This is a genomic window from Klebsiella sp. A52 (assembly GCF_018388785.1).
Taxonomy (GTDB): domain Bacteria; phylum Pseudomonadota; class Gammaproteobacteria; order Enterobacterales; family Enterobacteriaceae; genus Klebsiella; species Klebsiella aerogenes.
In genome coordinates, this window is the sequence record NZ_CP074437.1 from 231,693 (window position 1) to 257,417 (window position 25,725).

Here is a 25,725-nt window from a genome sequence, read left to right on the forward strand (position 1 = left end):
AATGCTGGAACAAATGGGCATTGCGGCCAAAGCGGCCTCTTACCAACTCGCGCTGCTTTCCAGCCGCGAGAAAAATCAGGTTCTCAACAAGATTGCTGATTATCTGGAAGCGCAGACCGAAGAGATCCTGCGCGCCAACGCCGAAGACCTCAGCGACGCCCGCGCCAACGGCCTGAGCGACGCCATGCTCGATCGCCTGGCGCTGACGCCGGCGCGCCTGCGCGGCATCGCCGATGACGTGCGTCAGGTGTGTAGCCTGGCGGATCCGGTCGGCCAGGTGATTGACGGCGGTCTGCTGGATAGCGGCCTGCGTATCGAACGTCGTCGCGTGCCGCTGGGAGTGATCGGCGTGATTTATGAAGCGCGGCCGAACGTGACCGTCGATGTCGCCTCTCTGTGCCTGAAGACCGGCAACGCGGCTATTCTGCGCGGCGGTAAAGAGACCTGGCGTACCAACGCCGCGACGGTGAAAGTGATTCAACAGGCGCTGCAGGAGTGCGGCCTGCCGGCTGCCGCGGTGCAGGCAATCGAGAGCCCGGATCGCGCGCTGGTCGGCGAAATGCTGAAGATGGATAAATACATCGATATGCTGATCCCGCGCGGCGGCGCAGGCCTGCATAAGCTGTGCCGCGAGCAATCCACCATCCCGGTAATCACCGGCGGTATCGGCGTGTGTCATATTTTCGTCGACGATTCGGCAGAGATCGCACCGGCGCTGAAGATCATCGTTAACGCCAAGACCCAACGTCCGAGCACCTGCAATACCGCCGAGACGCTGCTGGTACACCGCAATATCGCCGATACCTTCCTGCCTGCGCTGAGCAAACAGATGGCGGAGAGCGGCGTGACGCTGCACGCCGACCCGGCCGCTCTGCCCCTTCTGCAGAATGGTCCGGCGAAGGTGGAGCCGGTGAAAGCGGAGCAGTACGACGACGAGTATTTGTCGCTGGATCTGAACGTGAAAGTTGTTGCCGATCTCGATGAGGCGATTGCCCATATTCGTGAGCACGGCACCCAGCATTCCGATGCCATTCTGACGCGTACCCTGCGCCATGCGAATCGCTTTATTAATGAAGTGGATTCGTCGGCGGTATACGTTAACGCTTCTACCCGCTTCACCGACGGCGGCCAGTTCGGCCTCGGCGCGGAAGTGGCGGTCAGCACCCAGAAGCTGCACGCCCGCGGGCCGATGGGTCTTGAAGCGCTGACCACCTATAAGTGGATTGGCTTCGGCGACGATACCATTCGTGCTTAACGCTAAGCGGGTGATGCAAAAGTAGCCGTTTGATTCGAAAGGGCATTGACGCATCACCCACTTAGTTTTAACCTTCTACCCCGTGCTTCACGCAGGTGAACGCGTCCTTTCAGGGCCGATATAGCTCAGTTGGTAGAGCAGCGCATTCGTAATGCGAAGGTCGTAGGTTCGACTCCTATTATCGGCACCATCTAAGAAAATCAATAGCTTAGGTTAAAATCCCCAAGAGATCGTATCTTCTAAAATCACACCCAAACGCCTGTGTTGTACTGGCTTTGGTATCGTACAACCTATGGGCAGGTAGTTACCGTGCTCAACCCTGTACAGTTATCTATTTGAAGCCGGAAGACGCCCAGCGACTCTAATCCTCATACCAAAACCCTTAGCAAAGTTCCACGCTTCGTGCGGCGCTCAATGATGCAACACGTCGAGATGACGTTGCAGAGAATAAACAGGCGTAATGTTGGGAAGACTAACCGGATCGGGAAAGAATCCGGCTCTGCCACGGTTTCAGCCACCGGATTACAACGGCTACCTGATAAGAGAACATGCTGAGGCTTTAACGTCCCTGTGAAGGGATCATATTACTTGCGGATGTCGCTTCGCTCAGCCCTTTCTTATGTACCCAACACGGCACGTAATGGTCATCTATTATCTGCACCATTGTAACTTTCGTTGTACTGTCTCTCTGCTGTACGTTGAGCGCTGGCAGATTCAGCGGAGGGGATATCATGTCAAAAGCTAACCAAAAAGCAGCTACGAAGCGCAACAACCGTAAGATTCACGCTCGTAAATTCCTGGCAACACCAGAGGGGAAAGCCTGGCTTGAAAGCGAGAGGAAATCAAGCTGGCACGAGCGGCTAACAACATGTTTTAGAGGTGACTGTATGAAAAGCAGCCGTTATGATTGCAATACATTCAGAGTCATAAGGATTTGGACGTGGATACAGTCGAGGAACTTAACGGAACATACTTCTATGCGGGGCGTTCAAACCTCACCGCCTCCGAGCTATTTTTCATGGTCTTCTGTGAAAATGTTGTTGATCAACTTGGTTTAGGTCTTGTTGATTTCGGTGCTGTAGTTGCCATTGTATCTGGGCGTAATACTCTCCCTACAAGGGCAAAACCAAACGGTGCTGAAAAGGGAACATCCTATGCGTCTAAAGCCTCGCGAAAAGTGTTCAAAAAAGCGCAGTTCCCTTTCGGTATCAAACTACCTTCCGTTATTGGTGGTTATCCACCTTCTACAATCAGAATCAGGGCGGTAGCTAACATTGGAACCTTTACGGGCAGGGCTATTCCTGTCGTGGGGTGGGTTATCTTAGCTTCTGATATCTCTCAAATCACCTATCGCACTATCCGAGACTACAACGCTATAGCGCGGGGTAACGATAAGTTATGGTAAACAATGTTGAGCAGCGCGTTTATGAGCTTGTACGGCCTTACGCTGGCACGTACCTATTCAAGTTCAAGAAAGTAGAGCTAACACCTGAAACGGATCTTGATACTGATTTGAGTCTTGATGAGCTTGAAGCTGGTGAGTTAATGGATAAGTTTTTCGATGCGTTCAAGGTTGAACGGGGAAAATTTAAAATAGAAACTTACTATCCCGATCAGCCTGTTTCATGGAATCCATTTAAGAAAACAGAGCCTGTTCCTGTACCAGATTTCAATGTTGGTATGCTGATCGAATCAGCTAAAGCCGGAAGATGGTTGTACGAATAAGGGGCGCACCGCCCCCAGTAAATGCTAACTTATTTATCCGTAATAAAATTAAGAATTCTTTACATGGATTAAAAGGAGATTAAGAAATGATTGAGTTGACATCAGGGGTTGTTAACTTCATTTTAAATAAAATTGGGTTGATTTTTTCCTTAGCTGCATTGATCTCCTCCCTGAAAACAGTACCAGTCTAAACTGAAGTATCCGGTCTTTCTTCCATCTCACAGAGAGGCACATCGCCATGAAAAAGACCCGTTATACCGAAGAACAGATCGCGTTTGCGCTGAAACAGGCCGAAACCGGCACCCGCGTCAGGGAAGTCTGCAGAAAGATGGGCATTTCTGAGGCCACGTTTTACAACTGGAAGAAGAAATTCGCCGGTCTGGGCGTAACGGAACTGCGCCGTCTGCGGCAACTGGAGGATGAAAATCAGCGGCTGAAGAAACTGATGGCAGACCTGAGTCTGGACAAGGAGATGCTGCAGGAGGTACTGAAACAAAAGTTCTGAGGCCGGCTCAGAAGCGCCAGGCGGTGCATTTTCTGCTGGAGGCCTATCATATCAGTGTCCGCCGGGGATGCGGGTTGCTGATGCAGAGCAGAACTGCCTACCACTGGCAGAGCCGGCGTGACGATCGGGCGATAACCCTGCGTATCCGGGAAATAGCGGAAACCCGGATACGGTACGGTTGCCCGCGTATTCATATCCAGTTGCGGCGGGAAGGCTGGCAGATTGACCACAAGAAAACACACCGGATTTATTGTCTGGAAGGCCTGAATTTGCGCAGAAAGCGCCCCCGCAGGCATGTCAGTGCCGCACGCCGCCAGCAGCGCCCGGCCCTGACGCATATCGATCAGTGCTGGAGTATGGATTTCGTGTCGGATAGTCTGTTTAACGGGCGGCGTTTTCGGGCGCTGACCGTAGTGGATAATTTTAGTCGGGAGTGTCTGGCGATCCATGCCGGAAAATCGCTGAAAGGCGAGGATGTGGTCAGCATAGTGGAAGCATTACGGGTGCTGGATAAACGCCTGCCGGTGCGTATCCAGACGGATAACGGCAGCGAGTTCATCTCGAAAAGTCTGGATAAATGGGCGTATGAGCACGGTGTCACGATGGACTTCTCCCGTCCCGGGAAACCGACCGATAACCCGTTTATTGAGTCATTTAACGGCAGCCTGCGGGACGAATGTCTGAACATTCACTGGTTCCTGTCACTGGAAGATGCGCAGGACAAACTCGACAAGTGGCGCAGGGAATATAATCATGAGAGGACGCATTTATCACTAAATGACATGACTCCGGCTGAATTTATCCGGAGTCTGCAAAAAGACGAAGATCTCTGATTTAGCACTGCACTGAATTTGGGCCAAGGTCAAAAAAACGGAACTCTCAAAAAGTGCGTGGAACTAAAACAGGTGTGCTTACAAGATGACGTTGCAAAGCATGGTTAGAACTGAAGAAGGTTGAAGAGGCTGTATTAAAACTTGTCTCTGATGCAAGGAAGTTTATCTAACGGGGCTTGATGGCTGGTATTGTCCAAAACCAGCCATGATTTAGGATTAATCACGCAAGCATCTATTAACTGTTTCTAATATCATCGAATGGCTAATGTTTATGGGGGGTAGGATGGATACTACAGAACAGGTAAACGGATATTATTTTGATGGGAAGTCAAATTTAAGCGAAAGCGAACTGTTATTTTGGTTACTCATGGATGAGAGTTATAAACAGTTTGGTGATTTGCTGGATTACTTTGCGTGGGGCTCAATGATTCTTAGTCTGCCTTTAGTCCCTGTACGAGGTAAGATTGATTACCGCCGTGCAACCAAAGGCACAAGTCCTCTATCTCTTGTTTTCCGTAAGGTGTTCACAGGCTCTTTTGAAACACGTAAAAAGACACTTACCATTAAGTCGATACTCCGCAAGGATTGGGCATACACTACCAGTATTGGCGGCTACATTGGACGTTGGGTACCGTGGATTGGTGTTGTGGTCACTGTTTATGATATTGGTGTCATTACTACTAATGTTGTTCACCGTTATCGATTAATTACGGGGAAATAGGCATGGATATTGATGCTACTGTTCACGGACTGATCGAAAAGCACTTTTGGAAGATGGACAATGATACATCACTGAGTGATGGTGATCATGTAGTACTTCCAGAGGATATGGACTCATTTCTAAATGACTACTCTGAATCATTGAATGTAGATATCCAAAGTTTTAACTTTCGTCGCTATTTTCCCAATACTGGTATTTGGTTTCTTCCAAACGCCATTCTTCCTGAATACCTCAAAACAGACCACCACAAACCAGAACCATTGACGGTACAAATGTTTATTGAAAGTGCTAAAGCCGGGCGCTGGCTCTATGACTGATCGTCCGTGTTAAAGGTTTTGGCATAAAGGCAAGAGCCTTTATTAGTTTTTTCATGGGGATATCCTCATGGAGCTTATGAAGACATTACTAACATCGGTGTGTATTAATCAACGGGAGCAGGTCCCCACCTGATACGCCGCTATCATTCGCGTCGTTCTGGTCAGGCTATCCGCCACCTCCACTTCCGCAGTCGTAATCGCCATTCCCGCAGAACGCAGCGCCGAAATATCCGCGGCGATACGCTGGATACCAAACCAGAACAGCCCATCCAGCGCATTGACCTGCAGGCCACTTTCCAGCGCCAAACGTAACCGCTCGCGCGGCGCCTTTATCTCTTTTGCCAGCTGCTGATAGGGCGCGGCGGAAACCGCATCCGGCCCGCTGCGAATAATCCGGCTCACAAAGCGATAACGAAACTCATCCGGAACGGCGCTGAGATCGGCTTTCAGGCTGTAAACGCAGCCGCGCTTCTTACCATTAATCACCACGTTCTTTTGATTCAGCGCCAGCGCATGGCGTAAGCGATCCACCAGCTGCGGGGCGCGAATAAGCAATAAACGAAACGGCAGTTCGAAGCTGGTGGCGTAGTCGACATTCAGCAATGCAGTACGCAAACGCGTTTCACTGTTCGCCTTTTCCTGCTGACATTCAGCAATAACTTCCGCCCACTGGCGGGTAATACGTGGGGATTCGTTGCGCTCGATGAACTGAAATTTTTCAATCTGATAGTCAATACGTCCAGCCATTGCCGTTCCCTGTGGTTCACCATCTCGCTGATAGTTTTCAGCAGATTGCGTCTATTCGCAAGTAGCAGTTCGCTTTAAATCATCATGTGCTAACTTCACCAGGGAATATTAGCTGAACAAATAAAAATAGATGAGAAAAGAAATTTTTATTAATTGATTAAATGATTTAACAGAACATTTAATAAGAGCTATCTTTCAGAAAACGTTTATATCAACAGTTATTGTTTCCAATAAACCAGGCAGCTACATTGCGTAAAAATAGCATTACTGGGATATAAAAATGGACACAACAGAACAAATTAATGGAACATATTATTACAATGGCAAGTCAAACCTCTCGTCCCATGAACTTCTTTTTTGGGTTTTTCTCGATACTGCAGCCATTCATTTTGGAGTAGATGACATCATGACCATTGCGTTAATCATGCTTGGTCAACCTATAAAAAATACCCGGACAAAACCAGGCGGAGCGACTAAAGGGACGAGCATTTTGAGCCATGAGTTACGGAAGGTTTTACACAATGACTTAAAAGTCAGGCTCCCGACGTTAACCAACCAATCCATCCGTAATCTTAGATGGAGCTATGTCACCAATCTGGGAGCATTCGTTGGACGCTGGATACCCATCCTCGGGATTATTTACCTGACAGGGGATGTAATTTATGTATCAATAAAAGCAACCACTAGATACAACGCCATTGCCAGAGGTGACGATAAATTATGGTAGATCAAGACAATATCGCAGCAGCCGTTCTGGCATGGTATGAAACGCAATGGAACAAGCCGACACTTACCGGCAAAAAGCAGCAGGTGAATGCGGATTTATCACTCAATATGGGCGATTATCCCTGGGCCAGAGAAAGTGGCGATGACATCATGCAATCGTATTTCCGTCAGTTTAATGTAAAGCAAGATGCATTTGATTTATTTAATTATTGGCCTCCCGAACAGGGTTTCCTCCCTAATTTCCTATTACCGAAATCCAAACGCATTTCTCCGCGCACACCGGAGCCGTTAACACTCGCGATGCTCATTGCGTCAGCACAGGCTGGGAGATGGCTGTATCGTTAGTTGTTTGAAAATAAAGAGCCCCTCCCCCGGATAGCGGCGCGCTACGCCTTATCCGGGCTACCGGTTAGTGCCAACTTGTAGCCCCGGTAAGCGTAAGCGCGACCGGGGTTTTTCTCAGTTAGCGCCAACCTTGGCCCCGCTAAGCGCAGCGCAACCGTTCTTACTGCAGCGCCTCAAGAATATGATACGCCGCCTTCACCCGCTCCGGGTTGGGGTAGCTTTTATTCGCCAACATCACGATGCCGAGATCCTGTTGCGGGATAAAGGCCACATAGCTGCCGAATCCGCCGGTGGAGCCGGTTTTATGTACCCACGAGGCTTTCACCGGCGGCGCGGGTGGATTGACCGCCGTTACCGGCATCGCGGCGAGCGCTACCTTATTATCGCTGCCGTTAATTACTACCTCGGCCGACACCGGCCAGTTCAGCATCTCCCAGCCGAGTCCCTGATACATCCCCCCGGCACGCCAGTAGCGCGACTGTGCCAGCTGGATCCCCTGCCGCAGGTTTTTATCCTGTACCGTCTCGCGGTTCATATTCGCCAGCACCCAGTGCGCCATATCCTCAATGCTCGACTTCACGCCGTAAGCCTCAGCGTCCAGCTGCCCCGGCGAAACGTGTACCGCGTTACCGTCGCGATAACCCCAGGCGTAATCCTTGCTCTGGGCGGACGGTACGTTAATCCAGGTGTGGCTCAGTTTTAACGGCTGCAATACCCGCTGGCTCATCGCCTGTTCAAAGCTCATGCCGGAAGGTTTCACCGCCAGCGCGCCGAACAGGCCAATGCTGGTATTGGCGTACTGCCGCTTACTCCCTGGCGCCCACTGCGGTTGCCAGTTCTGATAGTAACGCAGTAATGCCGCTTCATCCGTCACCTCGTCCGGAACCTGCAGCGGCAGACCGCCTGCGGTATAGGTGGCGAGATGCAACAGCGAAATCCCCTGCCACTGCTGGCCGGTGAGTTGCGGCCAGTACTTCTGCGCCGGATCGCTGAGCTTAATTTCACCGCGCGCCACCGCATCGCCGCCAAGCACGCCGGTGAAAGTCTTACTAACAGAGCCCAGCTCAAACAACGTCTGTCGCGTCACCGGACGCTGCCCGGCGACATCGGCCTGGCCCCAGGTGAAATAGTAGGGTTTGCCGTGATAGATCACCGCCACCGCCATCCCCGGTATCGCCTGTTCTTTCATTAACGGGGTGATGGTCTGATTGACCAGTTCGCGCAGCTGCTCCGCCGTTTGCGGCGCGGCAAACGTCGAAAATGAGGCGCCCAGCAGCAGTACGCCTGTAAGGGATTTTTTCATCATGAAGTATTTTTCCATTATCGGTTCTCGCTCAATATCCACTCTCGTCCGGGCCCTTCAGACGCGCTCAGTGTCGGTGTTTTGCACAGCGCTGACAAACTGTTAAATTTAGCAGCAGGCTTTAGTTTTTCTAACGGATAATGTTATGACACGCAGCTATCTTCCTCTCAATTCACTGCGGGCGTTTGAAGCGGCCGCCCGGCATCTCAGTTTTACCCGCGCGGCGATTGAGCTCAACGTCACCCACTCCGCCATCAGCCAGCACGTGAAGACGCTGGAGGAACACCTTAACTGCCAGCTGTTCGTTCGCGTGTCGCGCGGCCTCAAGCTCACCACCGAAGGCGAAGGCCTGTTACCGGTACTCAATGAGTCGTTTGAAAGGATAGCCGGGATGCTCGACCGCTTTACCGGTCACCAGGCGCAGGAGAAGCTCAAGATCGGCGTAGTCGGCACTTTCGCTACGGGCCTGCTGTTCCCGTTGCTGCCAGCCTTCTGGCGCGAGTGTCCGCATATCGATTTGCAGATCTCCACCCATAATAATCGCGTCGATCCCGCCGCCGAGGGGTTGGATTATGTGATTCGCTTCGGCGGCGGCGCCTGGCACGATACCGCCGCGCAGTATCTGTGCGCCGCCCCGCTCTCCGCGCTGTGCGCTCCGTCGTTAGCTGCCCGGCTAAATACACCGAAGGATATTTTGCAGTTCACGCTGCTCCGCTCTTATCGCCGCGACGAATGGTCGGCGTGGATGCAGGCAGCGGGAGAACTTCCGCCTTCGCCAACCCATCGGGTTATTGTCTTCGACTCATCAGTGACCATGCTGGAGGCGGCGCAGGCAGGCTTAGGCGTAGCTATCGCCCCGGTAAAAATGTTCAGCCATCTGCTGGAAGAAAAACGCATTGTGCAGCCGTTTAAGATTCATATCGATCTCGGCAACTACTGGCTGACACGTTTGCAATCACGCACGGAAACGCCCGCGATGCTGCATTTTTCCCGCTGGCTGGCGGAGGCCTTAAAAGGGGTTAATTCGGCGGAGTAATCCGCCATCAGAAGGCGCTCCCGAAGGAAACAGGAAATATTTGGAAATAACGCTTACACATTATGCATAGCGCTGGATAAATCAGCGTTTTTAATTTGCCCTGGCTTGCGCAGAAACGTTTACCCCCCTGAGAAACAAAAACAATAAAACAGTTTAAAAACAACACCTTAATTAATTACCTTTCCCCATAGCATCCTCCCCAGCGCCCCGCTGGCTATAAAATTATTATCGTTGCCGTTATCAGATAAGTCCGATCAAGTGCATCGTTTATGTCTATTAATTTCCTGTAATTAAGTCACCGAAGCAATCAAACCGCGAAAACTGTTGCTGTATATTTCATCGCGATCAACACGCCAACATAGGTTATCTGGATACCCATCTGCACGGTATTCGCTTGCCGTGTTTGATTACCACAATGGTTATCCCCTTAAGTACATGGAGTTAAAATGAATAAGAAATTACTGCCTGTTGTAGCACTGATCCTGTCCGCGTCCGCCACCAGTGCTTACGCAGTTAACGGCAAGGTCAACTTTACCGGTGAAATCATCCAGTCAACCTGTACTGTGACTTCTTCCGACCAGAACAAAGACGTTTTCATCGGTAAATACCCGACTACCGCGTTCAACGCTGTTGGCGATGTTACCGCTTCTAAAGCGTTCACTATCAACCTGGAAAAATGTGAAGCCGGTGATTACTCCCTGCGCTTCGACGGTGCGACCGTTGCCGGTAACCCGAACCTGCTGTCCGTTGATAACGCTGGCGGCGTAGGTATCGAAATCCTGACCAACGACGAAAAAATCGTCCCAATCAACCAGAGCGCAGACGACAACTCCCCGTGGGTTAACGTTGCAGCGTCTGACGACAACAGCGGCACCGCGGTATTCAACCTGAAAGCTCGCTACAAATCCTTCCTGAAGGATGTGACTGCTGGTTCTGCTAACGCAAACGCCACCTTCACCATCGAATACAAATAATACGGATAATCCCGTTTTAGGGTAGACGTTTTGGCCATGGATGGCTGGTAACATTATTTGGAACGTGAAATGAAAAAGTTATTAACCGCTTTATTGTTATTTGTCTCGCTGGATACTTTTGCGGGTATTCAGGTCGATCAGACTCGGGTTATTTATAACGGCGGGGAAAAATCTGCGGCGTTATCCATTCACAATGATACCGATGAAACATGGATGGTTCAGACCTGGCTTGATACCGGTGACGCCACCGCAACGCCAACCAATTTACCGATGCAGGCTATTCCGCCAATTTTAAAACTGGCGGGAAATAAAGACGCTATTTTGCGCTTTGTTTATTCCGGCAGCGGACTACCAACCGACCGCGAATCCGTGTACTGGATCAACGTGCAGGAAATTCCGCCTTCGGCGAAACAAGAAAACGTGCTGCAAATTGCGATCCGCACCCGCGTGAAGTTGTTCTATCGCCCTACCACGCTGAAAACCACCTTGCAAAAGGAAGCGCAGGCCCTGACCTGGCGCAAGCAAGGTAATGAGCTGGTCGTGACTAACAAAGGTCCGCTGCACGTGACTTTCGGCGTACTGACGCTAAAGAGCGGCGCGAAGACCTGGAAAGTGAATGCTGACATGGTTAATCCCATGGACTCTCTGAACATCAAATTGCCAGCCGGCGCGGCGGCAGCGGATCAGATGTCATTCACTTTTATCAATGATTTTGGCGGACATACGGAAATTAAAGATATCCGCATTCAGTAAGAGAGCAATACAATGGCTAGCCATAACAAAATAAGGACGATCCCTGGATGTCTGGCGCAGCATGTTCGCTTTGCTGTTTACGCCTCGACAATGTCATTACTGGCGACACCATTTGTCAATGCCGAAGAGCAATTCAATACCTCTTTCATCCGCGGGGCGAATAACGCCTCGCTGGTGCAAAACCTCTCTACCGGCGACGATATTTTACCAGGTAAATATGCCTTCGATATTTACCTGAATAAAAATCGCGTCGATCACCGGGAAATAGAATTTAAAAAAGATTCGCCTAACACCCCAGGCTATTTCTGTTTAGATGCCGACAGCTATCGTTCATACGGCGTTCTGGTGCCGGACACTGCCGGTAGCAGCGCCTGTTACGATCTGGTAAAAAATATTGCCGGCAGTAGCGTGAGCTGGAACGCCGCGCTGCAGGAGCTGAACATCTCCGTGCCGCAAACCGATCTCGAAGCGCGACCGCAGGGCGAGATTTCGCCGCTGGTCTATGACGACGGTATCAACGCCGGTTTCGTTAACTATGCCTTCAGCGGCAGTCATTCCCGTTTTGCCAGCGGTAGCGGCAAACAGGACAGCGACTACTACTTCCTGAGCCTCAATAACGGCCTAAACGTCGGCGCGTGGCGTTTTCGCAATACCTCTTCCCTGTCAAAACAGACCGGGCAAAAAGAGCAATGGAATCCAATTTCCACCTGGGCGGAAACCGACATCGCCTCCTGGCGCAGCCGTATTCAGATTGGCCAGAGCAACACCAATAATAACGTTTTCGACAGCTTCCAGTTCCGCGGCGCGCAGATTTCCAGCGTCCCGGAAATGCTGCCGGACAGCCGCCGCGGCTACGCGCCGGTCGTACGTGGCGTCGCCAACACCAACGCCCGCGTCGAAGTGCGCCAGAACGGCTACACCGTCTACAGCACCGTGGTGCCGCCGGGGCCGTTCGCGCTGACCGATATTTCGCCAAGCACCCTCAGCGGCGACTTAGCCGTAACGGTTATCGAGGCGGATGGCTCACGCCATAGCTTCACTCTCCCTTACTCCTCCGTGCCGAATATGCTGCGCGACGGGATCTGGGAGTATCAGGTGACCGCGGGTAAATACCACGACGGCACCAATAATTATCAGCCGCAATTTATCCAGGGCACCGTCGCGCATGGCGCCGGCTCCGACTATACGCCATATGGCGGGATTATCATGGCCGAGCACTATCGCTCCGGCGTGGTCGGGCTGGGTAAAAACATGGGCGAATACGGGGCGGCTTCCGTTGACGCTTCATGGTCTGATACCGATCTGGCTTCCGGCGAGAACAAGCGCGGCGCCAGCGTGCGCTTCCTCTATTCCAAATCGCTCAATACCCTCGGTACCGATGTGCAGATCGCCGGCTACCGTTATTCGACCTCGGGCTTCTATGACTTCTCCGATGCGGTAGCTGAACGTAACAACTGGCAGAACGGTTTCTACCACACCCAGTATTACGATCAGAGCGACGATAAAACCGGCGCGCCGGATTGGGCGACGCAAAACCAGCGCCGTCGTTACTACGACTCGCAGCAATACAACAACAAACGCCAGCGCGTCGAAATGACGGTCAACCAGCACATCGCCGGCGCTTCGTTGTACGCGACCTTTATTCGCCAGAACTACTGGAACACTTCCGCTTACGACCGCACCATCCAGACCGGTTTCAACACCACCTGGAATCGCGTCAGCGTCGGCGTGTTTTACCAGAACAGCCGCAGTAACTACGGCTATAGCGACAACAGCGTTAACCTGAACGTCTCGGTACCAATCAACATCTTTGGCCCGGACCACGAAAGCACGGTTAACTTTAACGCCTCTAACAGCAAGCAGAGCGGTAGCGGCTACAGCGCCGGGATGAGCGGTACGTTGCTTGATGACAACCGCATGAATTACTTCGTGCAGAGCGGCCACACCCAGCACGGCGGCGATACCAGCCTGGTCAACCTGGGTTATCTGGGCAGCATGGGTAACGTCGATCTGGGCTACAGCTACAACAACAACTATCAGCAGACTTCGCTGAACGTCTCCGGCGGCGTGGTCGCGCACTCCGGCGGCGTCACCCTGTCGCAGCCGCTGCAGAACACCTTCGTGGTGGTGAAAGCGAAAGGGGCGCAGGGCGTGCGTCTGGAAAACCAGCCTGGGGTAGCGATTGACCGCTTCGGCTACGCGGTGCTCACTTCTGCGATGCCGTATCGTCACAACCGCGTCGCGCTGCGTACTTCGGATATCGGCAACGGCCTGGAAATCCCGCTGGCGGCGAAAGATATCGTGCCGACCGAGCGCGCCATCGGCCGCGTGACCTTTGAAACGCATCTCGGCCAGAGCCTGCTTATCCACGCCAAACTGGCGGACGGCAGCGTGCCGGTGATTGGCGCCAACATCTTCGGCCAGAACGGCGAACATGTCGGCGTGGTCGGTACCCGCGGCGAAGCCTACGTTTCCGGCGTTCAGAGCGGCGACCGTCTGCAGATGAAATGGGGCGACGATGCCGACGCCTCCTGCAGCCTGACGGTGCCAGAACTACCTGCTATTCAAGCCGATCAACCCGGTGGTTATCAGGTCGTCTCCCTGACCTGTAAATAACATGAAAGGACAATTAGTTATGTCGAAGTTTAACCTCTTATCCCGCACCGGGCTGACGCTGCTGGTACTCTCGAGCGCGCTGTTCTCCACCAGCAGCTTCGCGCTGAGCTGTAAGAAGAACGGTACCGAAGTATCGCAGACCATCGCGCTCACCGATCAGATTAACGTTTCGACCGCTAATTTGAAGCCGGGTACCCTGCTGTGGCGTTCGCCGACGTTTACCTCTACCTTTACCTGTACCGATACGGATCACATGCCCAATGGTGAAGATGCATATCTGTACTGGGATCCGGAAACCCGGATGCAGAATATCCACAACTCACTGGAAGTCGGCGTCACCTATCTCAGCACCGATATTAAACCGGTAAAAGGTCAGAAAACGGATATCGGGCCAGGTACGCTCTGCCGCCGCAACCGTCCCGGCGGTGCATGCCAGTCTCCGGCAACCCCGCAGACCGTCACGGTGACCTACTCGGTTTATATTAAAGCCACCGGCAATCCGCCGCCGTCAAACGGCGTGATTAACGACACCAACCGCTACGCTATCTTCCAGGTTGACGGCGTCGGCGGCCTCAACAGCCGCCCGAATAGTAACTTCCGCGCGTGGGTCACCGGGCTTGGCAACATCCGCTTTATCGCCTGCAACCCGAAAATCACCGTCTCGGCGAACAATGGTTCAACGGTAAACTTCGGCAGCATCCCGGCGCGCAACGCGGTCGTCGGCGCCATTGAGAAACAGGTTCCGTTCAGCGTCCGCGCCGACCTGACCGGCGCCGGCCAGGATTGCCAGGGGCAGACCTTAATGGCCAGCTTCAGCACCCAGCAGCCGACCCAGGACACCAATACCATTCTGCCATCCAACGATAGCGGTTTTGGCATCCTGCTCTCGCGCGCCGATGCGCCGACGACCTGGCTTTCCATGAATACCCCGACGCAGTTGGGCATGATTAACGGCAGCGTGGTAGAAAGCAACTTCCTGGCCAGCCTGAAATGGCTAAGCGTTAAGCCAAAAATCGGCACCTTTAATGCGACGGCCAATATCGACGTTACCTTTAAATAGTGAAGCAAAATGCCGCTGACCAACACCGAACCGACCGGGTTACGCTATGTATTTCAGCCGATGTTCAACCGCGAAGGCAAAATGATCGCGGTAGAATGTTTGACCCGGTTTGCTCATCACGAGCCTGCTAGTCCGCAAGAAATAGAACGGTTTTTCAGTGAGGCATCGGAATCACTGCGCGCCCGCATCCTGCTCGAACAGATTGAGCTGGTCAGGCAGCATCAGCAGTGGTTCCGCCACAACGAAGTCATGGTTACCCTCAACGTCGACGAGTCGACGCTGCATATGCTGCATGATGATTTTATCGCCGAGTGTGTGAAAACCATCGGCTGCCTGCATTTTGAGGTTAATGAATTTTCCAACACGCTGGTGAAACGCACCCCGACCATCGACGCCCTGACGGACAAATACTCCTTCTGGCTGGATGATTTTGGCGCCGGTTACGCCGGGTTCGCCGCCCTGACGGCGCAACCCTTTCGTTTTATCAAGACCGACAAGAACCTGTTATGGAGCCTGCTGGAAAAGAAAAACGGCCAGCAGTTGATGGACTCGCTGCTGCACTATTTTCAGGCGAACCAGTATCAGGTGATCGTCGAAGGTATTGAAACCGAAGCCCATCTTCAGTGGCTGGAAAACATGCCGTGGTTTGCCCTGCAGGGGCTCCTCTGGCGGGAACAAACCATTGAAGCCTTAGTGGCCAGCGTCGAAAAATAACCCCTCTTTTCCCCGGATATCCACTCCCCCGCTATCCGGGCTGTCCGTCCTCTCTTCAACTTATTCATTTTCTGACGTTTTTCTTTTTCCACCTCGCCTGTCCTCGCCTTTCATATTGTTAACTTATTGTTGCTAGCGATCACAAAAATTAAACAATATGGTTATTTCATACGCATTTTTCAAAAATGTAGATATTTTTAATTTATGGCTACGAAATGAGCATCACCCCGACTCTCTGACTCTACCCGAGGAATGATTCTGATGAATGCACTGACCGCCGTAAAACCCCATGCTGATGATATGGCCCACAGCTACACCGGTTTTTCCTTCGCTCCGTCCGCGCAATCGCCGCGTCTGCTGGAGCTAACGTTCACCGCCGAAACGACCGCGCAATTTCTTCAACAGGTCGCGCAGTGGCCGGTACAGGCGCTGGAATATAAATCCTTCTTGCGCTTTCAGGTCGGCAAGATCCTCGACGATCTGTGCGGCAACCAGCTGCAGCCGCTGCTGATCAACACGCTGCTCAATCGCGCGGAGGGCGCGCTGCTGATCAACGGTATCGGCATTGACAACGTCGCCCAGGCCGATGAGATGGTCAAGCTGGCTACCGCCGTGGCGCATTTGATCGGACGTTCCAACTTTGATGCCATGAGCGGCCAGTATTACGCCCGCTTCGTAGTGAAAAACGTCGATAACTCAGATAGCTACCTGCGCCAGCCGCACCGCGTGATGGAGCTGCACAATGACGGTACCTATGTCGAAGAAATTACCGACTACGTGCTGATGATGAAGATCGATGAGCAAAATATGCAGGGCGGCAATTCACTGCTGTTGCATCTGGATGACTGGGAACATCTCGACGAATTCTTCCGCGACCCGCTCGCCCGCCGTCCGATGCGCTGGGCCGCGCCGCCGAGCAAAAACGTCAGCAAAGATGTCTATCATCCGGTTTTCGACGTCGACCAGCAGGGCCGCCCGGTAATGCGCTATATCGACCAGTTTGTGCAGCCGAAAGATTTCGAAGAAGGCACCTGGCTGAGCCGCCTTTCCGACGCGCTGGAAACCAGTAAAAACATTCTTTCCGTGCCGGTGCCGGTGGGGAAATTCCTGTTGATAAACAATCTTTTCTGGCTGCACGGTCGCGATCGCTTTACGCCGCACCCCGATCTGCGTCGCGAACTGATGCGCCAGCGCGGCTACTTTGCGTATTCCACGAATCATTACCAGACTCATCAATAAGGGTTCTCAGGCGAAGGAATTGAGCGGATGTATGATTTCGTGATTATCGGCGGCGGCATTATCGGCATGTCGACTGCCATGCAGTTAATTGAGATTTACCCGGACGCCCGCATTGTCCTGTTGGAAAAAGAGTCCGGTCCGGCCTGCCATCAAACTGGCCACAACAGCGGGGTGATCCACGCCGGCGTTTACTATACTCCCGGCAGCCTCAAGGCGCAGTTTTGCCTCGCCGGCAACCGCGCCACCAAAGCCTTTTGCGAGCAGAATGCGATTCGCTACGACGTCTGCGGCAAGATGCTGGTTGCCACCTCGCCGCTGGAAATGGAGCGGATGCGCGCGCTGTGGGATCGCACCGCCGCTAACGGCCTGCAGCGCGAGTGGCTTAGCGCCGGCGAGCTGCGCGAACGCGAGCCGAACATCAGCGGACTGGGCGGGATCTTCGTTCCTTCGAGCGGCATTGTCAGCTATCGCGACGTGGCGGCGGCAATGGCGAAGATCTTCGAATCTAAAGGCGGAACGATCGTCTACGACGCCGAAGTCAGCGCCCTGAAAGAACACGCCAGCGGTGTGGTCGTCCACACCCGTCAGGGCGGCGAATATGAGGCATCGACGCTGATTACCTGCTCCGGACTGATGGCCGATCGGCTGGTGAAAATGATCGGCGTCGATCCCGGCTTTATCATCTGCCCGTTCCGCGGCGAATATTTCCAACTGGCGCCGCAGCACAACCAGATCGTTAATCATCTGATCTATCCGATCCCCGATCCGGCGATGCCGTTCCTCGGCGTCCATCTGACCCGCATGATCGACGGTAGCGTCACCGTCGGCCCTAACGCGGTGCTGGCGCTGAAGCGCGAAGGCTATCGTAAGCGCGATATCTCGCTGACCGATACCCTCGAGATCCTGACCTCGCCCGGCATTCGCCGGGTATTACAAAACAACCTGCGCTCCGGGCTTGGCGAAATGAAGAATTCGTTGTGCAGAAGCGGCTATCTGCGGCTGGTGCAGAAATACTGCCCCAGCCTGACATTGAGCGATTTACGCCCGTGGCCTGCCGGCGTGCGGGCACAGGCGGTATCGCCGCAGGGCAAGCTGATCGACGATTTCCTTTTTGTTACTACCGCGCGTTCCATCCACACCTGTAACGCGCCGTCGCCGGCGGCCACGTCGGCTATCCCGATCGGCGCGCACATCGTCAGCAAGGTGCAAACCCTGCTGGCAAGCCAGAGCAATCCCGGACGCACGCTGCGTGCGGCACGTAGCGTGGAGACACTACACGCCGCTTTTACTCGTTAACCCCTTTAGACAGGAAGCGATTATGCAACTTAAAGATGCAACTCTGTTTCGCCAGCAGGCGCTAATTGATGGCCAGTGGCGCGATGCGCAAAACGGCGACGTGATTGCGGTGACCAACCCCGCCAACGGCCAGCAACTGGGTAGCGTGCCGAAAATGGGCGCCGACGAAACCCGCGAAGCTATTGAAGCCGCCAACCGCGCCCTGCCAGCCTGGCGTGCCCTGACCGCCAAAGAGCGCGCCACCCTTCTGCGCCGCTGGTTCGATCTCATGATGGAGAACCAGGACGATCTTGCCCGCCTGATGACCCTCGAACAGGGGAAACCGCTGGCGGAAGCCAAAGGCGAAATCAGCTACGCCGCCTCCTTTATCGAATGGTTTGCCGAAGAAGGTAAGCGTATTTACGGCGATACCATTCCCGGTCATCAGGCCGACAAGCGCCTGATCGTCATTAAGCAGCCCATCGGCGTTACCGCCGCCATCACCCCGTGGAACTTCCCGGCGGCGATGATCACCCGTAAAGCGGGCCCGGCGCTGGCCGCCGGCTGCACTATGGTCCTGAAACCGGCGAGCCAGACGCCGTTTTCCGCGCTGGCGCTGGCCGAACTGGCGAATCGCGCCGGTATTCCCGCCGGGGTATTTAACGTGGTCACCGGTTCCGCCGGGGCCGTCGGCAACGAACTGACCAGCAACCCGCTGGTACGCAAGCTCTCCTTCACCGGCTCGACCGAAATTGGCCGCCAGCTGATGGAACAGTGTGCGAAAGACATCAAAAAAGTGTCGTTAGAACTCGGCGGCAACGCGCCGTTTATCGTCTTTGACGATGCCGACCTCGATAAAGCCGTCGAAGGGGCGCTGGCGTCGAAGTTCCGCAACGCCGGGCAGACCTGCGTCTGCGCCAACCGTCTGTATGTACAGGACGGCGTCTATGACCGTTTCGCCGAGAAACTGCAGCAGGCGGTGGAAAAGCTGCGCATCGGCGACGGCCTGCAGGACGGGGTCACCACCGGCCCGCTGATCGATGATAAAGCGGTAGCTAAAGTCGAAGAACATATTGCCGACGCCCTTGCGAAAGGCGCGCGCATCGTCACCGGCGGTAAACCGCACGCGCTGGGCGGCAACTTCTTCCAGCCCACCATCCTGGTCAACGTCCCGAGCAGCGCCAAAGTGGCGAAAGAAGAGACCTTCGGCCCGCTGGCGCCGCTGTTCCGCTTTAAAGATGAAGCCGATGTGATTGCCCAGGCCAACGATACCGAATTCGGCCTCGCCGCCTATTTCTACGCCCGCGACCTGAGCCGCGTCTTCCGCGTTGGCGAAGCGCTGGAGTACGGCATCGTTGGCATCAATACCGGCATTATCTCCAACGAAGTCGCGCCGTTCGGCGGTATTAAAGCCTCCGGCCTGGGCCGCGAAGGTTCGAAGTACGGCATCGAAGATTATTTAGAAATCAAATATATGTGTATCGGCCTTTAACAGGAGAGCAGGACATGACCAGCAATAAAGCGTTAATGCAGCGCCGTAGCGACGCGGTGCCGCGCGGCGTCGGACAAATTCACCCTATCTTTGCCGACCGTGCGGAGAACTGCCGGGTATGGGACGTTGAAGGCCGTGAATATCTTGATTTCGCCGGCGGTATCGCGGTGCTGAACACCGGCCACCTGCATCCTGAGGTGATCGCCGCGGTGGAAGGCCAGCTGAAGAAGCTGACGCATACCTGCTTCCAGGTGCTGGCCTACGAGCCCTACCTGCAGCTGTGCGAAATGATGAACCAGAAAGTGCCCGGCGATTTCGCCAAGAAAACCCTGCTGGTGACCACCGGTTCGGAAGCGGTGGAAAACGCGGTCAAAATCGCCCGCGCGGCGACCGGGCGTAGCGGCACCATCGCCTTTACCGGCGCCTATCATGGCCGTACCCATTACACTCTGTCGTTAACCGGTAAAGTGAACCCTTACTCCGCGGGCATGGGATTAATGCCGGGCCATGTCTATCGCGCGCTCTACCCGTGCGCGCTGCACGGCATCAGCGATGATGACGCGATCGCCAGCATCCATCGCATCTTCAAAAATGACGCCGCGCCGGAAGATATCGCCGCTATCGTCATCGAACCCGTCCAGGGCGAAGGCGGATTCTACGCCGCCTCCCCGGCCTTTATGCAGCGCCTGCGCGCGCTGTGCGACGAGCACGGCATCATGCTGATCGCCGATGAAGTCCAGAGCGGCGCGGGCCGTACCGGCACGCTGTTCGCGATGGAGCAGATGGGCGTGGCGCCGGATATCACCACCTTTGCCAAATCCATCGCCGGCGGCTTCCCGCTGGCGGGCGTCACCGGACGGGCGGAAGTCATGGACGCCATTGCGCCGGGCGGATTGGGCGGCACCTATGCCGGCAACCCGATTGCCTGCGCCGCCGCGCTGGCGGTACTCAAGGTTTTCGAACAGGAAAACCTGTTGGAAAAAGCCAACCAGCTCGGCGACAAGCTGCGTAAGGGACTGCTCAATATCGCCGAAACGCATCCTGAAATCGGCGACGTCCGCGGCCTGGGAGCGATGATCGCCATTGAACTCTTTGAAGAGGGCGATCACCGCAAACCCAACGCCAAACTAACGGCGGATATCGTCGCCCGCGCGCGGGATAAAGGCCTGATCCTGCTCTCCTGCGGGCCGTACTACAACGTGCTGCGTATTCTGGTGCCGCTGACTATCGAAGATGCGCAGATCGCGCAGGGGCTGCAGATTATCGCCGATTGTTTTAACGAAGCTAAACAACGCTAACACTCCTGCACCGGATGGCGACGCTCGCGCGTCCCGTCCGGTTGCCTGTCGGCCGGATGGGGCGCAACCGCCATCCGGCAAACGGCGCCAAAAAACAATAAAAGGGGTTAATGATGGGGCAACTGTCGCAATCACATGATTTAGGGGGCGGGCTGAAATCACGCCACGTCACCATGTTATCTATTGCCGGCGTGATCGGCGCAAGTTTGTTTGTCGGTTCCAGCGTCGCCATTGCCGAAGCGGGCCCGGCGGTGCTGCTCTCCTACCTGTTCGCCGGGTTATTGGTGGTGATGATTATGCGTATGCTGGCCGAAATGGCCGTCGCCACCCCGGATACGGGCTCCTTTTCGACCTACGCCGACAAAGCGATCGGCCGCTGGGCGGGTTATACCATCGGCTGGCTGTACTGGTGGTTCTGGGTACTGGTTATCCCCCTGGAAGCCAATATCGCGGCCATTATTCTCAACTCATGGATCCCCGGCGTACCGGTATGGCTATTCTCGCTGGTCATCACCCTCGCCCTCACCGGCAGTAATCTGCTGAGCGTCAAGAACTACGGTGAATTCGAGTTCTGGCTGGCTATCTGTAAAGTTATCGCCATTCTGGCCTTTATCGTACTGGGCGCGGTGGCCATCACCGGCTTCTATCCGTATGCCGAAGTGAGCGGGATTTCGCGCCTGTGGGATCACGGCGGCTTTATGCCTAACGGCTTCGGCGCGGTGCTCAGCGCAATGCTCATTACCATGTTCTCATTTATGGGCGCCGAGATCGTCACCATTGCCGCCGCCGAATCGGATACCCCGGATAAGCACATCGTTCGCGCCACGAATTCCGTAATCTGGCGCATCTCTATCTTCTACCTGTGCTCCATTTTCGTGGTCGTCTCGCTGATCCCGTGGAACATGCCGGGGCTGAAGAACGTCGGTTCATACCGTTCGGTACTGGAGTTACTGCATATCCCCTACGCCAAGCTGATTATGGACGGGGTGATCCTGCTGTCGGTGACCAGTTGCCTGAACTCGGCGCTGTATACCGCTTCGCGAATGCTCTATTCCCTGAGCCGCCGCGGCGATGCGCCAGCCATAATGGGCAAAACCAACCGCAGTAAAACGCCGTATGTGGCGGTGCTGCTCTCCACCGGCGCGGCCTTCTTAACCGTGGTGGTGAACTACTATGCCCCGGCGAAGGTCTTTAAATTCCTCATCGATAGCTCCGGCGCCATCGCCCTGCTGGTCTATCTGGTTATCGCCGTATCTCAGTTGCGGATGCGCAAAATCCTGCTGGCGAAAGGCGGAGAAATTCGCCTTAAGATGTGGCTCTATCCGTGGCTCACCTGGCTGGTTATCGCCTTTATCACCTTCGTACTGGTGGTGATGCTGTTCCGCCCGGCGCAGCAGCTGGAGGTGATTTCCACCGGCGTGCTGGCGATCGCTATCATCTGCACGGTGCCGATTATGTCACGCTGGAAAAAGCTGCTATTGTGGCAAAAACTGCCGCTACAAAATACGCGTTAACCCTGTTCCCGGCGCAAGCCGGGAAATGTATTCAGGAGCATGACTATGACCGCCATTCCCCAAGCGACGGCCATTGATGGATACCGCTGGTTGAAAAACGACATCATCCGCGGCGTTTATCAGCCTGATGAAAAACTGCGTATGAGCCTGCTGACGTCGCGCTATGAGCTTGGCGTCGGCCCGCTGCGGGAAGCGCTCTCGCAGCTGGTGGCCGAGCGGCTGGTGACGGTGGTCAACCAAAAAGGCTATCGCGTCGCCTCGATGTCCGAGGCGGAACTCCTCGATATCTTCGATGCCCGCGCCAACATGGAAGCCATGCTGGTGCGCCTCGCCCTTGAGCGCGGCGGCGATGAGTGGGAAGCCGAACTGCTGGCTCGCGCCCATCTGCTTAATAAGCTGGAATCCAGCGAAGCAAGTGAGCGCTTACTCGATGAATGGGATCAGCGCCATCAGGCGTTTCATACCGCCATCGTCGCTGGCTGTGGTTCGCAGTATTTACTGCAGATGCGCGAACGGCTGTTCGATCTGGCGGCGCGCTACCGCTTCATCTGGCTGCGCACCACCGTGCTGTCGGTAGAAATGCTGGAAGATAAACATGTCCAGCACCAGACGCTGCTGGAAGCCATTCTGGCGCGCGACGCCGAGCAAGCCAGCGCGCTCATGCGCGAGCACTTATTGACTCCCATCCCGATTATCCAGCAGGCGATGGCCGGCAAACTGCAGGCGCAGCAATCCTGATTCAGGCGGCGGGCTTTTTATAATACGGCAGCTGCCTGACCGGATACTCATAATGCTCCTCCACCACGCAGCGGTCCGGCGTCGCCATTCCCGAATAGAAGAAAAAGTACTCCTGACTGTCCGGGAAAAAGACCAGATCGTCGCCGTTACGAAAGCTGGTCACCCGATAGGGAATATTATTTTTAGTGTGCGCCTGACGCATGCCGGAAGCCACCTGGAAATGGTCGTCCCACTTCATGGTTGATAGCTGGTAATGGAAACGTGAGATAGTCACGTTTTTACGTAAAGAGCAGGACAATTTTACCGCTGTGCCGGCGAAAGCCGGAGAAAGGAAGAAGCTTAATAAACTGATAGATAATACAAATTTCATGAAGGTCTTATAATTTTAGGGTCAATTATTTAACGGTAACATGAATTGGCCGTTCAAACAGGGATCGCGGCGGATTTTCTTCCCACCGCGCCCGACTCCAGGAATATTCCTAATTATTCTCGCCGCGTAACACCTCGCGAAAGTGCATCACCAGCGGGCGCTGGTTAGCTTTGTGCCATACCGCCCACAGCTGGGTCGAATAGCTCATCCACGGAATTTCCCGCAGCACGACCCCTTCAGGGGCGTTATGCCGCAGGCTGTGCTGGATCAGCGCCACGCCCAGCCCCGCCGCCACCAGCCCCAGAGCCGTTAATGGCTCTCCGGCTTCCAGACGAATATCCGGATTAAAGCCCGCACGTACGCAGGCGGCGACGAACTCATCGCGTGAATGGGCATCGTCGTTATGGATAACCGCGATCCACTGCTGATCGGCCAGCTGCGCCGGCTGCAAGTTTTCCGCCGCGGCCAGCGGATGATTCTGCGGCAAAGCCAGCAGCATCCGGTCATCAAGCACCTGGGTATACTCCAGATCCTGTTCGCCCGCCGAAGGCGGCATGTCCACCAGCGAGAAGTCCAGGCTGCGCTGGCGCAGGCCCTCAATCTGCGTAGCGGGCGGCTGGCTATACAGCGCGATATGCACGTCCGGGCGCGACGTTCGCAGGGTGCGCAGCGCGGTAGAAAGCACGCCGGAGTGCATGGCGTTTTCGATATAACCGATACACAACCCGCCATCTTCGCCGCGCCCCAGTCGTTTACCTAACGATTCGAGACGGTTGGCGTGGGTCAGCAACGAGCGCGTTTCGGCCAGAAACGTCTGCCCGTCCGCCGTCAGGCGAATACGCTGCTGGTTACGTTCAAACAACATCAGCCCAAGGCGCTCCTCCAGCTGGGCTATCTGGCGGCTGAGCGGCGACTGCGAAATATGTAAGCGTTCGGCGGCACGGCCAACGTGCTCCTCTTCCGCCACCACCACAAAGTATTTCAACTGGCGTAAATCAATCATATGAGACCTCAAAGGACTTAAGTCAGACGAATTATGTCCTATCAAGTCATAACACCGCAAGGTATTGTGATCTCCGTCACAGGGCGACAGCACAAGTCGCTCGCAAAGAACCCTTCCCAAAACGGGAACCCTATATCGAGGACATCTTAGATGAGCATCAAACATATTCTGCCAGGCAACATCGGTTTAGGCGGCGCGCCGCTGGGCAACATGTTCCGTAACATCCCGGAAGACGAGGCGCACGCCACCGTCGCCGCCGCCTGGGATCTGGGCGTTCGTTACTTCGATACCGCGCCGCTGTACGGGTCCGGTCTTTCTGAAATCCGGATGGGCGAAGCGCTCTCACAGTACCCTCGCGATCAGTTCGTTCTGAGCAGCAAAGTCGGCCGCATCATGCTTGATGAAATGGAAGACCCGGCCGCGCGTGATTTCGGTGAGAAAGGCGGTCTTTTCGAATACGGCCTGAAAAACAAAATCCTCAACGATTACTCGGCAGACGCCACCCTGCGTTCTATTGAAGACAGTTTAAAACGGCTGAAAACCGACCATCTCGACATCGTATGGATCCACGATCCAGCGCAGGATTTCTACGGCGACAGCTGGCTGGAGCAGTTCAACATCGCCCGTACCGGCGCCTTCCGCGCGCTGACCCGCCTGCGTGAAGAAGGGGTAATTAAGGCATGGGGGCTGGGCGTGAACCGCGTCGAACCTTGCGAACTGACCTTAGCGCTCGACGAGCCGAAGCCGGATGCGTTCCTGCTGGCTGGCCGCTACTCGCTGCTGGACCACAAACGCGCCCTGCAGCGCCTGATGCCGGAAGCGCTGGAACAGAATGTCGATATCGTTGTCGGCGGCCCTTACAGCTCGGGCGTTCTCGCCGGCGGTGAACACTTCGAATACCAGAAAGCCTCTGCGGCGATCCACCAGCAGGTGGCGCAGATCAAGGCCGTTGCCGCTCGTCATCAGGTGGATGTGAAAGCCGCGGCGCTGCAGTTTGCCCTGGCTCACCCGGCGGTGGCCGCCGTGATCCCAGGCTCCAGCCGTCCGGGCCGTATGGCGGAAGATCTGGCCGCGCTGAAAGCAACCATCCCAGCCCCTTTCTGGGAAGAGATGCGCAGCCAGAATCTGGTGGCGGATAACGCGCCGCTACCGATTCGTTAATTTTA

25 protein-coding genes and 1 tRNA gene are annotated in these 25,725 nt (G+C 54.7%); 22 read left to right on the forward strand and 4 right to left on the reverse strand.

What is annotated here, in order from left to right; genetic code table 11:
• The first annotated feature begins 1 nt into the window (after nucleotide 1).
• The 7 genes from proA to KGA69_RS01140 all read left to right on the forward strand — a co-directional run bounded on the left by proA (nucleotide 2) and on the right by KGA69_RS01140 (nucleotide 5,356).
• Nucleotides 2-1,255 (forward strand): glutamate-5-semialdehyde dehydrogenase, encoded by a 1,254-nt coding sequence (proA, locus tag KGA69_RS01110; protein ID WP_032712700.1) that lies wholly within the window; start codon nucleotides 2-4, stop codon nucleotides 1,253-1,255.
• 114 nt (nucleotides 1,256-1,369) lie between these two features.
• Nucleotides 1,370-1,445: transfer RNA gene (locus KGA69_RS01115), tRNA-Thr, on the forward strand.
• Between the two features lie 750 nt (nucleotides 1,446-2,195).
• Complete coding sequence (locus KGA69_RS01120; RefSeq protein WP_015704509.1) at nucleotides 2,196-2,660, forward strand: STM2901 family protein; 465 nt, start codon at nucleotides 2,196-2,198, stop codon at nucleotides 2,658-2,660.
• Nucleotides 2,654-2,980, forward strand: a complete 327-nt coding sequence (locus tag KGA69_RS01125; RefSeq protein WP_032712695.1) for a DUF1493 family protein — start codon at nucleotides 2,654-2,656, stop codon at nucleotides 2,978-2,980. Before KGA69_RS01120 ends, KGA69_RS01125 begins: the two co-directional genes overlap by 7 nt.
• Before the next feature lie 238 nt (nucleotides 2,981-3,218).
• A protein-coding gene (locus KGA69_RS01130) for an IS3 family transposase (RefSeq protein ID WP_213292743.1) occupies nucleotides 3,219-4,318 on the forward strand; the annotation gives its coding sequence in 2 pieces (ribosomal slippage) (nucleotides 3,219-3,474 and nucleotides 3,474-4,318; 1,101 coding nt in all).
• Between the two features lie 283 nt (nucleotides 4,319-4,601).
• The gene (locus KGA69_RS01135; RefSeq protein ID WP_032712692.1) at nucleotides 4,602-5,039 is read left to right on the forward strand and encodes an STM2901 family protein; all 438 of its coding nucleotides are present in this window, start codon (nucleotides 4,602-4,604) and stop codon (nucleotides 5,037-5,039) included.
• Between the two features lie 2 nt (nucleotides 5,040-5,041).
• Complete coding sequence (locus KGA69_RS01140; protein ID WP_032712691.1) at nucleotides 5,042-5,356, forward strand: DUF1493 family protein; 315 nt, start codon at nucleotides 5,042-5,044, stop codon at nucleotides 5,354-5,356.
• A 108-nt stretch (nucleotides 5,357-5,464) separates the two neighbouring features.
• Here KGA69_RS01140 and KGA69_RS01145 read toward each other — a convergent pair whose 3' ends face one another.
• Nucleotides 5,465-6,103 (reverse strand): ECs1377 family protein, encoded by a 639-nt coding sequence (locus KGA69_RS01145; RefSeq protein WP_047046043.1) that lies wholly within the window; start codon nucleotides 6,101-6,103, stop codon nucleotides 5,465-5,467.
• Between the two features lie 280 nt (nucleotides 6,104-6,383).
• Between KGA69_RS01145 and KGA69_RS01150 the strand changes: the two genes are divergently transcribed.
• Complete coding sequence (locus KGA69_RS01150; RefSeq protein WP_045391052.1) at nucleotides 6,384-6,830, forward strand: STM2901 family protein; 447 nt, start codon at nucleotides 6,384-6,386, stop codon at nucleotides 6,828-6,830.
• Nucleotides 6,824-7,174: a DUF1493 family protein gene (locus KGA69_RS01155; RefSeq protein WP_045391055.1), complete on the forward strand. Its 351-nt coding sequence runs from the start codon at nucleotides 6,824-6,826 to the stop codon at nucleotides 7,172-7,174. Before KGA69_RS01150 ends, KGA69_RS01155 begins: the two co-directional genes overlap by 7 nt.
• A gap of 160 nt (nucleotides 7,175-7,334) precedes the next feature.
• Here the strand turns inward: KGA69_RS01155 and ampC are convergent, their stop codons facing one another.
• Entirely contained in the window at nucleotides 7,335-8,480 is a 1,146-nt protein-coding gene (gene ampC, locus KGA69_RS01160) for an AmpC-Kaer family extended-spectrum class C beta-lactamase (RefSeq protein WP_213292744.1), read from the reverse strand.
• 142 nt (nucleotides 8,481-8,622) lie between these two features.
• Between ampC and ampR the strand changes: the two genes are divergently transcribed.
• The 12 genes from ampR (at nucleotide 8,623) to csiR (ending at nucleotide 23,186) form a co-directional block, all read left to right on the forward strand.
• A complete protein-coding gene (gene ampR, locus KGA69_RS01165; RefSeq protein WP_045391061.1) occupies nucleotides 8,623-9,513 on the forward strand; it encodes a LysR family transcriptional regulator AmpR in 891 nt (296 codons plus the stop codon).
• Nucleotides 9,514-9,959: 446 nt separating this feature from the next.
• The gene (locus tag KGA69_RS01170) at nucleotides 9,960-10,487 is read left to right on the forward strand and encodes a fimbrial protein (RefSeq protein ID WP_045391064.1); all 528 of its coding nucleotides are present in this window, start codon (nucleotides 9,960-9,962) and stop codon (nucleotides 10,485-10,487) included.
• A gap of 69 nt (nucleotides 10,488-10,556) precedes the next feature.
• Nucleotides 10,557-11,240, forward strand: a complete 684-nt coding sequence (locus tag KGA69_RS01175) for a fimbrial biogenesis chaperone (RefSeq protein ID WP_045391067.1) — start codon at nucleotides 10,557-10,559, stop codon at nucleotides 11,238-11,240.
• A 90-nt stretch (nucleotides 11,241-11,330) separates the two neighbouring features.
• Complete coding sequence (locus KGA69_RS01180; protein ID WP_045391070.1) at nucleotides 11,331-13,856, forward strand: fimbria/pilus outer membrane usher protein; 2,526 nt, start codon at nucleotides 11,331-11,333, stop codon at nucleotides 13,854-13,856.
• A gap of 19 nt (nucleotides 13,857-13,875) precedes the next feature.
• Nucleotides 13,876-14,916, forward strand: coding sequence for a fimbrial protein (locus KGA69_RS01185; RefSeq protein WP_015368067.1), 1,041 nt, complete (start codon nucleotides 13,876-13,878; stop codon nucleotides 14,914-14,916).
• A gap of 9 nt (nucleotides 14,917-14,925) precedes the next feature.
• Nucleotides 14,926-15,630, forward strand: coding sequence for an EAL domain-containing protein (locus KGA69_RS01190; RefSeq protein WP_045391073.1), 705 nt, complete (start codon nucleotides 14,926-14,928; stop codon nucleotides 15,628-15,630).
• Between the two features lie 261 nt (nucleotides 15,631-15,891).
• Complete coding sequence (gene glaH, locus KGA69_RS01195) at nucleotides 15,892-16,869, forward strand: glutarate dioxygenase GlaH (RefSeq protein ID WP_063447299.1); 978 nt, start codon at nucleotides 15,892-15,894, stop codon at nucleotides 16,867-16,869.
• A gap of 27 nt (nucleotides 16,870-16,896) precedes the next feature.
• Nucleotides 16,897-18,165 (forward strand): L-2-hydroxyglutarate oxidase, encoded by a 1,269-nt coding sequence (gene lhgO, locus KGA69_RS01200; RefSeq protein WP_213292745.1) that lies wholly within the window; start codon nucleotides 16,897-16,899, stop codon nucleotides 18,163-18,165.
• Between the two features lie 22 nt (nucleotides 18,166-18,187).
• Nucleotides 18,188-19,636, forward strand: a complete 1,449-nt coding sequence (gabD, locus tag KGA69_RS01205) for an NADP-dependent succinate-semialdehyde dehydrogenase (protein ID WP_015368063.1) — start codon at nucleotides 18,188-18,190, stop codon at nucleotides 19,634-19,636.
• Between the two features lie 14 nt (nucleotides 19,637-19,650).
• The gene (gabT, locus tag KGA69_RS01210; protein WP_045391082.1) at nucleotides 19,651-20,934 is read left to right on the forward strand and encodes a 4-aminobutyrate--2-oxoglutarate transaminase; all 1,284 of its coding nucleotides are present in this window, start codon (nucleotides 19,651-19,653) and stop codon (nucleotides 20,932-20,934) included.
• Between the two features lie 113 nt (nucleotides 20,935-21,047).
• A complete protein-coding gene (gene gabP / locus KGA69_RS01215; protein ID WP_045391085.1) occupies nucleotides 21,048-22,448 on the forward strand; it encodes a GABA permease in 1,401 nt (466 codons plus the stop codon).
• Nucleotides 22,449-22,493: 45 nt separating this feature from the next.
• On the forward strand, nucleotides 22,494-23,186 hold the full coding sequence (gene csiR / locus KGA69_RS01220) for a DNA-binding transcriptional regulator CsiR (protein WP_213292746.1): 693 nt from the start codon (nucleotides 22,494-22,496) through the stop codon (nucleotides 23,184-23,186).
• A 1-nt stretch (nucleotide 23,187) separates the two neighbouring features.
• On the opposite strand, the gene KGA69_RS24075 is transcribed toward csiR, so the two are convergent.
• Both KGA69_RS24075 and KGA69_RS01230 read right to left on the reverse strand, forming a co-directional pair.
• A complete protein-coding gene (locus KGA69_RS24075; RefSeq protein ID WP_063447301.1) occupies nucleotides 23,188-23,556 on the reverse strand; it encodes a hypothetical protein in 369 nt (122 codons plus the stop codon).
• A gap of 109 nt (nucleotides 23,557-23,665) precedes the next feature.
• Nucleotides 23,666-24,559 carry a LysR substrate-binding domain-containing protein gene (locus tag KGA69_RS01230; RefSeq protein WP_047046068.1) on the reverse strand — a complete coding sequence of 298 codons (894 nt, stop codon included), beginning with the start codon at nucleotides 24,557-24,559 and terminating at the stop codon, nucleotides 23,666-23,668.
• A gap of 150 nt (nucleotides 24,560-24,709) precedes the next feature.
• Here KGA69_RS01230 and KGA69_RS01235 point away from each other — a divergent pair, with 150 nt between their 5' ends.
• A complete protein-coding gene (locus KGA69_RS01235; RefSeq protein WP_213292747.1) occupies nucleotides 24,710-25,720 on the forward strand; it encodes an aldo/keto reductase in 1,011 nt (336 codons plus the stop codon).
• Nucleotides 25,721-25,725 lie beyond the last annotated feature (5 nt).